The 13,427-nt window shown below is 48.5% G+C and carries 13 protein-coding genes; 4 read left to right on the top strand and 9 right to left on the bottom strand.

What is annotated here, in order from left to right; translation table 11 throughout:
* Positions 1-20: 20 nt before the first annotated feature.
* From HMPREF1548_RS08100 to HMPREF1548_RS08065, 8 genes are all read right to left on the bottom strand, one after another.
* The gene (locus HMPREF1548_RS08100; protein WP_021635470.1) at positions 21-416 is read right to left on the bottom strand and encodes a nucleoside 2-deoxyribosyltransferase; all 396 of its coding nucleotides are present in this window, start codon (positions 414-416) and stop codon (positions 21-23) included.
* 376 nt (positions 417-792) lie between these two features.
* The gene (gene prfA / locus HMPREF1548_RS08095) at positions 793-1,866 is read right to left on the bottom strand and encodes a peptide chain release factor 1 (RefSeq protein WP_021635469.1); all 1,074 of its coding nucleotides are present in this window, start codon (positions 1,864-1,866) and stop codon (positions 793-795) included.
* A 57-nt stretch (positions 1,867-1,923) separates the two neighbouring features.
* The gene (gene prmC / locus HMPREF1548_RS08090; protein WP_021635468.1) at positions 1,924-2,775 is read right to left on the bottom strand and encodes a peptide chain release factor N(5)-glutamine methyltransferase; all 852 of its coding nucleotides are present in this window, start codon (positions 2,773-2,775) and stop codon (positions 1,924-1,926) included.
* Positions 2,772-3,845 (bottom strand): DUF1385 domain-containing protein, encoded by a 1,074-nt coding sequence (locus HMPREF1548_RS08085; protein ID WP_021635467.1) that lies wholly within the window; start codon positions 3,843-3,845, stop codon positions 2,772-2,774. The genes prmC and HMPREF1548_RS08085 overlap by 4 nt, the downstream gene beginning before the upstream one ends.
* A 132-nt stretch (positions 3,846-3,977) precedes the next feature.
* Positions 3,978-4,184: a 50S ribosomal protein L31 gene (rpmE, locus tag HMPREF1548_RS08080; protein WP_025490513.1), complete on the bottom strand. Its 207-nt coding sequence runs from the start codon at positions 4,182-4,184 to the stop codon at positions 3,978-3,980.
* Positions 4,185-4,378: 194 nt separating this feature from the next.
* Positions 4,379-6,295 (bottom strand): transcription termination factor Rho, encoded by a 1,917-nt coding sequence (gene rho / locus HMPREF1548_RS08075; protein WP_021635464.1) that lies wholly within the window; start codon positions 6,293-6,295, stop codon positions 4,379-4,381.
* Positions 6,296-6,729: 434 nt separating this feature from the next.
* Entirely contained in the window at positions 6,730-7,377 is a 648-nt protein-coding gene (locus HMPREF1548_RS08070) for a DUF305 domain-containing protein (RefSeq protein ID WP_035321570.1), read from the bottom strand.
* A 229-nt stretch (positions 7,378-7,606) separates the two neighbouring features.
* On the bottom strand, positions 7,607-8,707 hold the full coding sequence (locus HMPREF1548_RS08065) for an endonuclease/exonuclease/phosphatase family protein (RefSeq protein ID WP_021635460.1): 1,101 nt from the start codon (positions 8,705-8,707) through the stop codon (positions 7,607-7,609).
* 150 nt (positions 8,708-8,857) lie between these two features.
* Between HMPREF1548_RS08065 and HMPREF1548_RS08060 the strand changes: the two genes are divergently transcribed.
* From HMPREF1548_RS08060 to HMPREF1548_RS08050, 3 genes are read left to right on the top strand one after another with little or no spacing between them, the layout of a single operon-like run.
* A complete protein-coding gene (locus HMPREF1548_RS08060) occupies positions 8,858-10,012 on the top strand; it encodes an NAD(P)-dependent malic enzyme (protein WP_035321579.1) in 1,155 nt (384 codons plus the stop codon).
* Between the two features lie 4 nt (positions 10,013-10,016).
* Positions 10,017-11,030: a tRNA modification radical SAM protein MnmL/YtqA gene (mnmL, locus tag HMPREF1548_RS08055; protein ID WP_021635458.1), complete on the top strand. Its 1,014-nt coding sequence runs from the start codon at positions 10,017-10,019 to the stop codon at positions 11,028-11,030.
* Positions 10,939-11,454, top strand: coding sequence for a DUF4364 family protein (locus HMPREF1548_RS08050; protein WP_021635457.1), 516 nt, complete (start codon positions 10,939-10,941; stop codon positions 11,452-11,454). Before mnmL ends, HMPREF1548_RS08050 begins: the two co-directional genes overlap by 92 nt.
* Before the next feature lie 55 nt (positions 11,455-11,509).
* On the opposite strand, the gene HMPREF1548_RS08045 is transcribed toward HMPREF1548_RS08050, so the two are convergent.
* The gene (locus HMPREF1548_RS08045; RefSeq protein ID WP_021635456.1) at positions 11,510-12,883 is read right to left on the bottom strand and encodes a replication-associated recombination protein A; all 1,374 of its coding nucleotides are present in this window, start codon (positions 12,881-12,883) and stop codon (positions 11,510-11,512) included.
* Between the two features lie 271 nt (positions 12,884-13,154).
* On the opposite strand from HMPREF1548_RS08045, the gene HMPREF1548_RS08040 reads away from it, so the two are divergent.
* Positions 13,155-13,364 (top strand): hypothetical protein, encoded by a 210-nt coding sequence (locus tag HMPREF1548_RS08040; RefSeq protein ID WP_035321569.1) that lies wholly within the window; start codon positions 13,155-13,157, stop codon positions 13,362-13,364.
* The last annotated feature ends 63 nt before the right edge of the window (positions 13,365-13,427 follow it).

Genomic DNA, 13,427 nt, shown 5'->3' with positions numbered 1-13,427 from the left:
ATTATGTATGAGATTATTGTTTAGTATGATTTTAGCAGTTTACTCGCAATATCTTCTGTATTTCCGATAAGCTGGACTACTTGTGTAAGCCAATAAAACGTTGATGTATTATCATCACATTTAAAATATGTATCATCATGGTGACATAAATAAACTTTTTTATTTAGTGCAATCGCTATACCGAATTCCGTATGAGTTCCTCTCCCCTCCGGAGTTAATATTATGACAACATCAGACTGCTTTATCGCTTCATATTCCTTTTCACCAATGGTCCTTAGCGTTTCCGCGTCTGTTTCTTTCGCCGGGCAATGTAATGTCCAGTCATAGGTATGTTCCCAACCGGCACTTTTCAGCAAGCATGAAAGGTCACGTACTTGTTTATAATTTTTAAGGCTTGAAGCTATGTAAAATTTCATTTTTTCTCCAATTCAATCAGTCCTGGGGCCGTCTTGTTTGTCTGATAGGGGTTAACTCTTTTCCATTTGTTTTATTCTACGATTTCATGGCAATTCTGTCAAATCTATAGTTTGTAAAATCTATAGTTTATAAAAAGTTGGTTTGTAATGTTGGGCAGGGGTGAGAATGCTGCGCATTCTCACCCCTGTATGGGCGGACAGATGGTGAAGGGGAAGGGTGATGGAAGGAGGACGCCTGCGAGTAATCCCTGCGGGATTTCTCGCGCTTCGCTGCGCGAAGCTTTGTAAAAAGCCATAAGGCCCCGTTGCTCTGCAAGCAGGCAGCGGGGCCTTATGGCTTTTTACGGCGTCGGGCTGGGTATCGGGGATGTGAGGGTTATTGGGTGTTCATCTTTAGGAGCTTCGCCGCCTGGTCGGCTGCGATCAAACTATCCAACAATTCATCAATATCCCCATTCATAATATCATCAATCTTATAAAGCGTCAGCTTTATCCTATGGTCCGTAACCCTTCCCTGGGGGAAGTTGTAGGTCCTTATTTTTTCTGATCTGTCCCCTGTTCCAATCTGGCTTCTTCTCAGTTCCGCTTCTGCATCGTGTGCTTTCTGCTGTTCAATGTCATACAGCTTGGCACGGAGCAGTGCGAATGCTTTTGCTTTGTTCTGAAGCTGTGATTTCTCTGTCTGGCTGTATACAACGATTCCTGTGGGGTAGTGGGTCAGTCGTACGGCGGAGTCTGTGGTGTTGACGCACTGGCCGCCGTTTCCGGAGGCGCGCATTACGTCGATTCGTATGTCTTTATCGTCAATGACAACGTCCACATCTTCTACTTCGGGCATTACAGCCACGGTTATGGTGGAGGTGTGGATGCGGCCGCCGGATTCGGTTTCCGGGACGCGTTGTACGCGGTGTACGCCGCTTTCGTATTTAAGTTTGGAGTAGGCTCCTTTTCCGTTGATCATGAAGCTGACTTCCTTCATGCCGCCGATTCCGATTTCGTCAACTCCTACGGTTTCCACCTTCCAACGGTTCCGTTCCGCGTATTTTACGTAAAGGCGGTACATTTCGGCGGCAAAAAGCGCTGCCTCATCTCCGCCGGCGCCGGCGCGGATTTCTACAATAACGTTTTTATCATCATTGGGGTCTTTGGGGAGCAGAAGGATCTTCAGTTCCTGTTCCAGCTCCTGTATGCGTTTTTTTGCTTCGCTGTGTTCTTCTTTGAGCAGTTCGCGCATTTCTTCATCGGATTCGGATTCCAGCATAAAGAGGCTGTCCTCCGCATCCTGTTTTGCTTTCTTATATTCTCTGTAGCTTTCCACAATAGGAGTCAAATCACTTTGTTCCTTCATCAAAGCCCTGAACCGGTCCTGGTTGGCCGTTACGGTAGGCTCATTCAGTTCGTTCATGATTTCCTCATATCGCCGAAGCAGGTCTTCCAGCCTGTCAAACATTTTTATACCATTCCTTCCTGATAATCAGCCGCATATCGGGCGGCTTTTCTTATACAATTACTGTGGCAGGGTGTCCGTCCCATACCAAAATCCGGATACCACCCGGTCCAGTCCGGCAAAATCCTTTGTCACCTGTACCTCATGAAACCCGGCCTCTTCCATCATTTTTTTTACGGCAGCTCCCTGATCAAAGCCGATCTCAAAATAAAGACCGCCGCCCCGCATCAGATGCTCAGTGCCGTCCTCAAGTATCCTTCTGTAAAAAACAAGTCCGTCTTCTTTTCCGTCCAGTGCCGTCAGCGGTTCATGCAGCCTGACCTCTTCCATCAGTCCATCAATGACGGCAGTTGGAATGTAAGGCGGATTGGATACGATAAAATCATATTTTCCATCAATATTTTCAAAAAGATTCCCTTCCACAAACCGGGCCTGTATTCCCAGCCGGTCCGCATTTTGCCGGGCAACGGCAAGCGCTTCCTTGGAAATATCGGCCCCGGTCCCCTGGCAGTCATTGGAATAATGGAGCAGGCTCAGTAAAATACAGCCTGATCCGGTACACATGTCAAGTATTCTGCTGCCGTCCGTCAGCTGCCGTAATACTTCTTCCACCAGGATTTCCGTATCCTGTCTGGGAATGAGCACATGCTCGTTTACCAGAAAGGTAAGCCCCATAAATTCCTGTTCGCCGGTAATGTGCTGGAGAGGGATGTGCCGGGCGCGCCTGGATATCCAGTCGTTATAAGCGCTCTCCTCTTCATGGGACACCTGTCTGTCCCCGTGAACCAGCAGCGTATTCCTGTCCGTATGGCATATTGTTTCCAGGAGCAGTCTGGCATCCAGATCAGCTTCTTCAATTCCGGCCGCCTTCAGGCTCTGCCGGCCCCATTCATAGCATTCCCTGTAGTTCATTGCAGTGCCGGCTCCCCGGTTTTGGTTTCTTTCCCATCAGAAGCGTCACCCGCCCCGTCCTCATCCTCATCCTCATCGAAATCCTCCGGCTGTTCATCCTCCATCAGCCATGACTCATCCACTTCATACCCGAATTCCTCCTTCAGATATGCCTTCCAGTCAAAAACCGCATTTACAGAGGCAATCGCCACTTCAATCATACTTTCATCCGGTTCTCTGGTGGTCAGTTTCTGAAGCCACATTCCGGGTTTTGAAATCAGATTGATGATTACATTGTCATTTCTTCCCGCAAGGCGGATTACTTCATAGGAAATCCCGGCAATTACAGGAATCAGAAGAATCCTGACCACAAGCCTGAGCGCAGGGTTCTCCACCCGGATGAACATGAAAAGGATAATGCTTATCAGCATGACAAACAAAAGAAAACTTGTTCCGCACCTTTTATGGAGCCTGGAGCTTCTCATTGCATCCTTGACGGTAAGAGGACGCCCCTTTTCCAGGCAGTTAATGCATTTGTGCTCCGCACCATGGTACTGGTAAACCCTTCTGATATCCTTCATGGAAGCGATAATGGCCACATATGCCAGGAAAATGGCAAGACGCACCACGCCTTCCAGAATGGCGAGAAGAGAAGCATTCCTGACATAGGAATGAAACAGCAGGCTGATTCCATAGGGAAGTGCGATAAAAATCGCCACCGCCAGAACAATGGAGAAGGCTACCGTAAATCCCATGAATACCTTTTCCGCATTTCCTTTGGTTACTTTATTCAGCAGCTTGTCCGTTTTGGTCTCTTCCGCTTCATCATCTTCGTAAAAGCTGGCGGAATAGGTCAGAGTCTGCATTCCCAGCACAAGGGAATCTATAAAATTAAAAACCCCTCTGACAAACGGCAGCTTTGTAAGCTTGCTGCCGGCCAGGGCTCCGGCATATTTTTCTTTCTTGACTTCGATGTTTCCGTCCGGCTTTCTGACTGCTACGGCGTATTCATCTTTATTTTTCATCATGACGCCTTCCAGAACGGCCTGACCGCCGATGCCGGAATAGTGTCCGCAGTTCTTTTTACTCATATTAATTCCTCCCTTACGGGTTGTGTTGGATTTGGTGCGGGACAGTAACTGTGAGGGATACTGAACAGTTACGCGGTATATATATGAAAAAGAAGGTTGAGATTAAATAACCTCAACCTTTTTTCGCAGCTCTTATTTGTTTTCCACGCCGTACTTTCTGTTGAACTTGTCAATACGTCCACGAGCCTGAGCAGCCTTCTGCTGGCCTGTGTAGAATGAATGGCACTTGGAGCATACTTCCACGTGAAGTTCCGGTTTGGTAGAACCTGTTACGAATGTGTTTCCGCAGTTGCAGGTTACTGTTGCCTGGTAATATCCAGGATGGATTCCTTCTTTCATGATTTCACCTCTTCTATTTATTGTGTTCCCTTATTGTTATTTCGTTCTCATCCACTTGCCTTTCGGCCGCCGGATACAGATTAACCTGTAAACAGCTTTTTAATTGTAGCATAGCTTTTCTGTCAATGCAAGTAAAAATAAGCAAAAAGCAGCAAAAAAACAGCAATATTTCTGCCTGACAGTAATTCCGGATATCAGATAAACTTCATTTTTTTCACAAGATTTACAAAATCGGCATTATTTCTTGTACGTGCGAACATATCAAGAATCTTATCCACAGCTTCTTCCGGCTTCAGGCTGTTAAGCGCTTTGCGCAGAATACCGATGGCTTCCAGTTCTTCCGGGGTAAGCAGCAGATCTTCTCTTCTGGTGCCTGATTTGGGAATATCGATGGCAGGAAATACTCTTCTTTCGGAAAGCTTTCTGTCCAGCACGATTTCCATATTGCCGGTTCCCTTGAATTCCTCATAAATAACGTCGTCCATTTTACTTCCGGTATCCACAAGCGCCGTAGCCAGTATGGTCAGGCTTCCGCCCCCGCGCATGTTCCTGGCCGCGCCGAAGAACCGTTTCGGCATATGCAGGGCTGCCGGATCAAGACCGCCGGAAAGAGTTCTTCCGCTGGGCGGGATTACCAGGTTATAGGCTCTGGTCAGACGGGTGATGCTGTCCAGAAGGATCATGACATCTTTCTTATGCTCTACCAGACGCTTCGCCCGTTCGATTACCATTTCGGAGACTCTTTTGTGATGCTCAGGCAGCTCATCAAATGTGGAATAAATAACCTCCACATTCGGTCCTTCAATTGCTTCCCTGAAATCCGTAACTTCCTCAGGCCGTTCATCAATCAGAAGGATGATCAGGTGCATGTCCGGATTATTTACTTTTACGGACTGCGCAACCTGCTTGAGCAGCGTTGTCTTACCAGCTTTAGGCGGAGATACGATCATACCTCTCTGCCCTTTTCCCACAGGGCTCATCAGATCCATGATCCTCATGGCCGTTGAAGAGCGTGACAGCTCCAGGCGGACTCTTTCCTCCGGGAAAATAGGCGTCATGTCCTCAAAATTACATCTTCTCGCCGCCACATCCGGAGAATATCCATTGATGGATTTCACATAAAGAAGCGCGCTGAATTTCTCATTCTGGGTTTTGATCCTTGTATTGCCTTCTACGATATCGCCCGTCTTCAGATTAAATCTGCGAATCTGGCTGGGCGCCACATAAACATCGTTTTCTCCGGGAAGATAATTGGCGCAGCGGATAAATCCGTAGCCGTCCGGCATTACTTCCAGAATACCATGCGCCGCAACTCCGCTGTCCAGCTCTGATGGGAACTTGTCGTCATCATTTACATTCTGAACCGGCATCGGATTATCCTGCTGGCTGCTTTCCGCGCGTTCCGTATTATAGCTTCTGTTCTGGGGAACGCTGCGTTCTCCGTTATAGGTGCGTTCACCCTGCTGTGATCCCGCGGTATTCTGACGATTATCGTTATTATTCGTAATAATGGTTCTTGTACTCCGCTGCTCCTGGTTACCGTAGTTCCTGCGGCTGCCATTCTCGTTCTGCGTATTCCGGCGCATCGGTTTCCTGTCCGTCCCGCGCTCCGCCGTTCTGTTCTGGGAAGCAGTCTGGGACTGATTCGCCTGCTGTGATTGTGAGGCGCTCTGCGGCTGCGTTACCGCCTGGGACTGTGCCGCGCTCTGTGCCTGGGTTGCATTCTGCACTTGAGGTGCCGCCTGCTGTACATTCTGCGCCCTTGCCTGTCCTGCCGTTTCCGCAGGCGCTGCCTCTTCTTCTTTTTCCGCTGGCGATTTCACTTCAGAAGGCTTCTCTGCCGTCCTTTTCTCCGGGGCAGTCTTTTCCAAAGGCTTTTCAGACACACTCCTGCTCCGGCTCTTTTTCGGCGCAGCCGCAGCCTTGTCTGCAGCGTCTCCCTTTTCTTCCGTCCTGACCGGCGTGCCGGGCCTTCCTTCCGCTTCCTCATCAAGGGCCACCATTGCCTCAATAATGTCCGCTTTCTTCATTCCGGAAGTGCCCTTGATTCCTCTTGACTTGGCAATTTCCTTAAGATCTGCCAATGCCAGGGACTGATACTTTTCTCTCATGCTCATGAATTTCCTCCGTGCTTATAGTACAAAATGTTTCAAAATTAAATACGATGAATCTGGTTCAATACAACCCGCTAATAAACAGGATGACTTCCTGCTGATTCTTCTGTCTGTTATTCATTTCTTTCTTTTATTGGGAAATAAATTAATGACACCTGGCTGACCTGCCGCTTATCGTAGGTATGAAAAGCCAGCTCTCCACGTCTGTTCAATGGCGCCATCCGGCAGCCGGACATGTGACGTCAACAAGATATGTATTGGGATACGATACTCTAAAAAGTAAACTTTATGTGTCCACATTATACACCACATTCAAAAAAATAGGAAGCTTTTTTTTCAAAAAGCTTCCAGGACGCGTATTTTACTTGATATTTTATCATTTTTGAATAAGTTTAAAACGTATATAAGATAACGTTTAATATTATTCTCCGTCAATGCCAGTGCGTGTTTCCGCTGCCGTTTTTCCCATCCAGAAAGTCCTGCATCTGGGAAATTTCCTGCTCCTGCAGCTCAATTACACTATTTGCATAATCCGTTACCGAATCATTGTCCGAATATTTTATGATGGTCTCAGCCATATCCACGGCCATCTGATGGTGCATCACCATGCCTTCTGCAAAAGCCGTATCCAAATCCTGTGTATCGGAGGATCCATGACCTGAATGATGTCCTTCCATCATTTCATCATATTCCTTAAGATAGGCTTCCTCTTTCGTCCCATCGGTCTGGTAACCGCTTTTTATATCTTCCATCATATTCTTCATCTGCTCGATTTCCGAAGTCTGGGCCATGATAATATCCTCTGCCAGTTTCCTGAAATGAGCATCCTCAGGAGCATACTTCAGATACTCCTCCGACATTTCTATGGCGGATTCATGATGGGGAATCATGCCGGTCAGAAAGGCCAGTGAGGAACTTCCTGTCTTTTCCTTAAGCTCCATATCCTTCATCATCTGATCCATGATTTTATCCTGCGCTTTCAGATAGGAGTCCACCCCGGAACTGCTTTTTTGGCAGCCGGGCAGAATAAACATTGCGGTCAATATGATTAAAAATACCTTGCAGGTTTTGTTTTTCATTTCTGTCTCCATAATAGTGGTTGATTGATTGCCGCTTGCGGCCTCTGTTTCTTTCAAACCATAGTATCTGCAAAATATTGAAATATATTTACCGCACCGGTTCTTTCCTTATAAAAAGAGCCGTAATTTATCGCTTTTCTCCCTTCCCATCCGACAGCAGCCGCCGCATTCGTCCATTTTCATCCCCAGGGCGGCACATGCCAAACATGCCGTCCCGTTTCACCGCCGCCTACTTCAGTGAAAATACCATTCTCACCGGATCATGATCCGCATACAGATAACCTGTATGGATATTTTCATATTCCTTCAGTTCAATATTATCCGATATAATAAATCCATCCAGCGTCACCGTATAAGTCACACCTTCCTCATAAGGCATATCCGCATTCCGGGCGCTGTCCGGAAGAGCCGCCTTTCCCGCTTCTCCCAGAAAATCCATGCTGAAGGAAAAGCCCTCCGGCAAATCGGATCTGGGGAACGGATACGCCCAGGACGCACGATCCTCCTCAGTATCCTCGGATGCCTTCAAATCGTGATTGAAATCCCCGCCGCATACCACATAATTCCCCTTCTCATATTCCGCCTGCATGTCCCCGCACAGCTTATTCACCTGTGCCTCCCGGATAGCATCGCTGTTGCCGTAAGCAGACATATGCAGGGAAAAAATAACCAGCTCTTTTCCATTGTCCGCAGGGATCCTGCTGATGGAATAGCATCTGTCCAGATCAAGGAACTTGCTGAAGGAGGTGGAAATGGGGAAACTCTTCCTTACAGCCGATGCAATTGGATATTTTGAATAAAAAGCGATTCCCGCCAGGCTTTTTCCATGAGGCTCCCAGGGCGGGACCATCAGAAACGCTGAATCATAATTGATGGCAAAATCCGAGTAATATCCGCCGAAATACTTATCCAGCAGCTCGTATTCATCCACATGGTAACTCCTTGTGGCTTTAAGATCCACCTCTTCAAAAATCATGAAGTCCGGATCATAGCCCGCCGCCAGCTCACCGGCGCCCGAAACTGTGGCAAGCACGCTTTCCTTACTGTCTGCAACTGAGGATTTCCCTCCGTCCATAAAAAAACTGTAGTCCGGCGTGTAAGCGCCAAAGCCGATATTGTAGGTGATAATTTCATAATCTGTACCAACGGAAACCGCACCGGTTGTATCCGCATTCTCCGGCGTCCTCACATCCAGCGTCAGGTCATCCGGAAGCCTGTGATAGCTTATCATCACGTACAGGACATAACCGATTATCACCAGAAGCAGCGCAGCCAGAATCCCCAGCAGTACACGCAGCCAGATCCGTTTCTTTTTCCCCTGTTTTCCCATTCTATACCTCCTGTCTCTTTCTGTCTTTTATCTTACTCCATCCTGACGGAAAACACAATCTTCCAGGTTCGCTATTGCGAATCGAAACCAAATATTATATGATACTTCTGTAGCGTTACCCTGCCGGAAAAACAAATGGGAGGAAAAATCATGACAACCAACGAAAAAGCACTGGAATTACATAAAGAATGGAATGGTAAAATAGAAACCGTTTCCAAAACACCCGTTAAATCAAGAGAGGCGCTGTCACTCGCCTACACCCCCGGCGTGGCGGAGCCATGCAAGGTGATAGCCAATGATAAGGAAGCCGCTTATACCTATACCATCAAGGCCAACACCATTGCCGTGGTATCCGACGGCTCCGCGGTCCTGGGCCTTGGGAACATCGGCCCCTATGCCGCTATGCCCGTCATGGAAGGGAAGGCCGTCCTTTTTAAAGAATTCGGCGGCGTCAATGCCGTCCCCATCTGCCTTGACACACAGGACACGGAGGAAATCATCAAGGCGGTAACCTGGATGGCTCCCGGCTTCGGAGGAATCAACCTGGAAGATATCAGCGCTCCCCGCTGCTTTGAAATTGAGGAACGGCTGAAAGCCACCCTGGATATTCCTGTTTTCCATGACGATCAGCACGGAACAGCTATCGTGGTTCTCGCAGGAATCATCAACGCCCTGAAGGTTACCGGAAAGAAAAAGGAAGACTGCCGCATCGTGGTAAACGGCGCAGGCAGCGCAGGAATTGCCATCACCAGGCTGCTTCTGACCTATGGCTTCCCCAATATTATCATGTGCGATAAATCCGGCATCCTTTCCAGGGATACGAAGGATTTGAACTGGATGCAGGAAAAAATGATGGAGGTCACCAATCTTCAGGGAGAAAACGGCACTCTGGCCGACGCCATGAAAGGCGCTGACATCTTTATAGGTGTTTCTGCTCCCGGAATCGTAACCGCGGAAATGGTTTCTTCCATGAACAAGGATGCCATCCTTTTTGCCATGGCCAATCCGGTTCCCGAAATCATGCCTGATATTGCAAAAGCCGCGGGCGCAAAAGTCGTAGGCACAGGCCGGAGCGACTTTCCCAATCAGGTTAACAATGTGGTGGCCTTCCCCGGAATTTTCAAGGGCGCGCTGGAAGGCCGGGCCACACAGATTACGGAAGAAATGAAGCTGGCCGCCGCGCTCGCCATCGCATCCCTTGTGCCTGACGGGGAACTGAACGAAGACAATATCATGCCTGAAGCCTTTAATCCGAAGGTTGCGGAAGTGGTAGCCGAAGCTGTAAAATCACACATCCGGAAATAGGACTATGGATTATCATGGCAAGCCCTATTATTCCCTGGACGCCTGGTGTAAGAACACCTATGGTGAAAAATTATATAAAATAGCGCTGGATGCAGGTTTAACCTGCCCCAACCGGGATGGGACGCTGGATACCCGGGGCTGTATTTTCTGCAGCGCAGGCGGCAGCGGTGATTTTACTCCCGGAAGCGCCCTTTCCATCCCTGAACAGCTGACAGCCGGCAAACAGCTTCTTCGGGCCAAAAAGACAGGCAGCCGCTATATCGCTTATTTTCAGGCCTATACCAATACCTACGGACCTGTATCCTATCTGGATTCCGTTTACAGGCAGGCGCTTTCCGAACCGGATATTGCCGGCATCTCTATCGCAACAAGGCCGGATTGCCTTGGAAATGAAGTCATGGCGCTGCTGGAAGGCCTGAAAAGTGATTATCCGGACAAGTTCATCTGGATCGAACTGGGACTGCAGACCATCCATGAACAAACCGCACGGTATATCCGCAGAGGCTATGCGCTTTCCTGTTTTACCCATGCCTGTGACAGACTGCACGCCGCCGGGATTCCGGTTATCGTGCACGTAATCCTGGGTCTTCCCGGAGAAACAACGGAAATGGTACTGGAAACCATCCGTTTCCTTAATGGGTGCGGGATTTTCGGAATCAAGCTGCAGCTTCTGCATATACTTGACAATACTGACCTGGCCGGTGAGTACCGCGCAGGTAAGGTGCAGGTGCTCACCCTGGATTCCTACCTTACCCTTTTAATAATATGCATTGCCGCCCTTTCGCCCGATATCGTCATCCACCGGGTAACCGGCGACGGCCCGAAAAGCCTTTTGATAGCTCCGGACTGGAGCCGTAACAAACGTAACGTATTGAATACGCTTCATCAGCGCATGAAGCTCTCCTCAATCAGACAAGGACAATGCTATGAATCAGGAACCTTTGACTCTTTACAAATTAATTGTACTGTACATGCTGGACAGGGTCACATTTCCCCTGACCACAGCGCAGATCAGTGAATTCGTCCTGGATAAGGAATACACCAATTTTCTGACCCTGCAGACAGCCATTTCCGAACTGATGGAAACCGGTCTGGCTGAATCCCGGACAATACTGAACAGGACACAGCTGCAGATCACCGACGAAGGGCGCGATACCCTACACTATTTTGAAAACCGGATCAGCGATGCCATCAAAAGCGACATTATCGATTATTTTAAAAATCATAAGCTGGAGCTGCGCAACGAATCCTCTATCCAGGGGAATTTTTACAAGCTGGTAAACGGGGAATTTGAAGCCCAGCTGGTGGCAAAGGACAAGGACGTGGATCTGGTAAACATCCGTATTTCCGTCCCTACCCAGGAGCTGGCAGCTTCCATCTGCGCCAACTGGCAGAAGAAAAACAAGGAAATTTACCAATACCTGACGGAACAGTTATTTTAATTATAAAAACCCTGGCATACACACAACAATACTGTGTATATGTCAGGGTTTTTTACTATCCTCTTTTCGGCACATCCCCGCCGTTATATTTTTCTTCTTCCGGCAGAGCTGCTTCCTTTTTAATGCGCTTCATATGCTCTTTTATTTTCACTTCATAACCGTTTCCCGAAGGTTTGTAGAATTCTCTTCCGCTTAGTTCATAAGGCAGATACTGCTGTCTGACATAATTATTCGGATAATTATGAGCATATTTATAATCAAGTCCGTGTCCCAATTTTGCCGCTCCTTTATAATGGGCATCCTGCAGGTGCGGGGGCACCGGCAGATTTCCTGTTTCCTGGACACAACGCATGGCCGCGTCAATGGCGCACACTGCTGCGTTGCTTTTAGGCGCGCAGGCCACATAAGTCACCGCATTCGCCAGAATGATCTGGGCCTCCGGCATGCCTACCCGCTCCACCGCCAGAGATGCGCTCACAGCCACCTGAAGCGCCTGTGGATCCGCATTTCCCACATCCTCCGAGGCGCAAATCATGATACGGCGCGCAATGAAGGTGATACTTTCCCCGGCATAAAGCATTTTTGCCAGATAATAGACCGCAGCGTCCGGATCCGACCCCCGCATGCTTTTGATAAAGGCCGAAATCGTATCATAATGGTTGTCCCCGGTCTTATCGTATTTCACCACACGTTTCTGGATGCATTCGCCCGCCACCTCCAGCGTTACGTGGATTTTTCCGTCCGCGGCCCGCGGCGTGGTCATGATCCCCAGCTCTATGGCATTCAGCGCATGCCTGGCATCCCCTCCCGCCACATCGGCAAGGAAATCCATGGCGTCCTCATCTATCTCCGCGTCGTAGGCGCCCATCCCCTTCTGCCTGTCATAGACAGCCCGCCGCAGAAGCTCCTTTATATCCTCCCTGGACAGAGGCTTTAATTCAAAAATAATGGAACGCGAAAGCAGAGCGCCGTTCACCTCAAAATACGGGTTCTCCGTGGTCGCGCCGATCAGAATTACGGTTCCGTCCTCCACGAACGGAAGAAGATAATCCTGCTGCCCTTTATTAAAACGATGGATTTCATCGATGAACAGGATCGTTTTTTTCCCATACATGCCCATGGTATCCTTCGCCCTGGCCACGACCTCCTCCATATCCTTTTTCCCGGCGACAGTTGCATTAATCTGGGTGAACTCCGCACTTGTGGTATTGGCGATCACCTTTGCCAGCGTGGTTTTCCCTGTTCCGGGCGGGCCGTAAAAAATGATGGAGCTGATTTTATCCGCCTGGATCGCACGGTAGAGCAGCTTGTCCTTTCCGATAATATGCTGCTGCCCCACCACCTCGTCCAGCGTTGTTGGCCGCAGCCTGGCCGCCAGCGGGGATTCCTTCTCCATACTGTTTTCTCTCATATAATCAAATAAATCCATTGTATTTTTCTCCTGATGCCATACTTTTTTGCGTCGGCTTCCTCTATTATAACGTCCCTCAACCGTGAAATCAATCGGCGCCGGCCAGGGATTTAAAAAAAGACAGGCATCAGCAGCGGTTCAGGCAGGTCTGCGCATTTACCGCGCTGACCGTAAGAAAATGATTCAGGAATTCCCTCCATCCACAGCCGCTGAAATACTGCCGCAGGACACACGCCGCATAATTTTATCCGCTTTCCATATACTAAAATCCAAAAGGAGGAAATATCCCATGAAAGATGAAGATTACAATATTCCCGAAGATCAGGACTACACCAGCACCGTATCCGCCTATGACTGCACGGGTCTGATTCCCGCCGGCACCGTCCATGAAAAAACACTGGAAGCTTACCGTGAATTATATCCCTTCGGCGCGCCCGAAATGAGTGAAAAAGAAATGGAACAGATGAGAGAAAAGGATAAAAAAGAAAACCAGGACTGATAGTTTCATAACCATGACTGACAGCTTCATAACCCGTATTTTCAGTATCGGAAGAAATACCAG

Origin of the sequence: Clostridium sp. KLE 1755 (assembly GCF_000466465.2) — a bacterium.
GTDB lineage: Bacteria > Bacillota > Clostridia > Lachnospirales > Lachnospiraceae > Eisenbergiella > Eisenbergiella porci.
The sequence above is the reverse complement of the archived record's forward strand: the minus strand, read 5'-3'. Positions and strand labels throughout refer to the sequence as shown.

Bases quoted from the DNA above. Each gene is read 5' to 3' on its own strand.
- HMPREF1548_RS08070 (WP_035321570.1), bottom strand. From the start codon at position 7,377: ATGAAAAACAAAACCTGCAAGGTATTTTTAATCATATTGACCGCAATG.
- HMPREF1548_RS08050 (WP_021635457.1), top strand. From the start codon at position 10,939: ATGAATCAGGAACCTTTGACTCTTTACAAATTAATTGTACTGTACATG.
- HMPREF1548_RS08100 (WP_021635470.1), bottom strand. From the start codon at position 416: ATGAAATTTTACATAGCTTCAAGCCTTAAAAATTATAAACAAGTACGT.
- HMPREF1548_RS08085 (WP_021635467.1), bottom strand. From the start codon at position 3,845: ATGAGTAAAAAGAACTGCGGACACTATTCCGGCATCGGCGGTCAGGCC.
- HMPREF1548_RS08040 (WP_035321569.1), top strand. From the start codon at position 13,155: ATGAAAGATGAAGATTACAATATTCCCGAAGATCAGGACTACACCAGC.
- rho (WP_021635464.1), bottom strand. From the start codon at position 6,295: ATGAGAGAAAAGTATCAGTCCCTGGCATTGGCAGATCTTAAGGAAATT.
- prmC (WP_021635468.1), bottom strand. From the start codon at position 2,775: ATGAACTACAGGGAATGCTATGAATGGGGCCGGCAGAGCCTGAAGGCG.
- HMPREF1548_RS08045 (WP_021635456.1), bottom strand. From the start codon at position 12,883: ATGGATTTATTTGATTATATGAGAGAAAACAGTATGGAGAAGGAATCC.
- rpmE (WP_025490513.1), bottom strand. From the start codon at position 4,184: ATGAAAGAAGGAATCCATCCTGGATATTACCAGGCAACAGTAACCTGC.
- mnmL (WP_021635458.1), top strand. From the start codon at position 10,017: ATGGATTATCATGGCAAGCCCTATTATTCCCTGGACGCCTGGTGTAAG.
- prfA (WP_021635469.1), bottom strand. From the start codon at position 1,866: ATGTTTGACAGGCTGGAAGACCTGCTTCGGCGATATGAGGAAATCATG.
- HMPREF1548_RS08065 (WP_021635460.1), bottom strand. From the start codon at position 8,707: ATGGGAAAACAGGGGAAAAAGAAACGGATCTGGCTGCGTGTACTGCTG.
- HMPREF1548_RS08060 (WP_035321579.1), top strand. From the start codon at position 8,858: ATGACAACCAACGAAAAAGCACTGGAATTACATAAAGAATGGAATGGT.